At 67.3% G+C, this 382-nt stretch carries 1 protein-coding gene; it reads left to right on the top strand.

Annotation, left to right across the window (positions count from 1 at the left end; genetic code table 11):
• A partial coding sequence (locus AC1DN0_RS41780) for a serine dehydratase beta chain (RefSeq protein ID WP_477146710.1) occupies nucleotides 1-382 on the top strand: 382 nt, incomplete at both ends.

The following is a 382-nucleotide window of genomic DNA, read 5'->3' as shown; positions in this document are numbered from 1 at the left end:
GCCCTACCACACCAACGGCATGCGCTTCACCGCCTATGACGCCGACGAACAGGTGATCGCCACCCGCGACTACTACTCGGTGGGCGGCGGCTTCGTGGTCAACCAGGACGATGCCGCCGACGACCGCATCGTCCCCGATGAAACCCCCTTGCCGTATCCGTTCAAGAGCGGCGACGAACTGCTCGCGCAGACCGCGCGCAGCGGGCTGAGCATCGCCCAGATGATGTTCGAGAACGAGAAGTGCTGGCGCAGCGAAGACGAGATCCGCGAGCAGTTGCGCGAGATCTGGGGCGCGATGCAGGCCTGCGTGGCCCGCGGCATCCGCCAGGAAGGCACCCTGCCCGGCGGCCTGCATGTGTCGCGTCGCGCACCGGCGTTGTAC

The sequence above is a fragment of the Cupriavidus sp. 05N39 genome (genome assembly GCF_056397325.1).
Note: the sequence above shows the minus strand (reverse complement) of the source record. Positions and strands in the feature narration are given on the sequence as shown.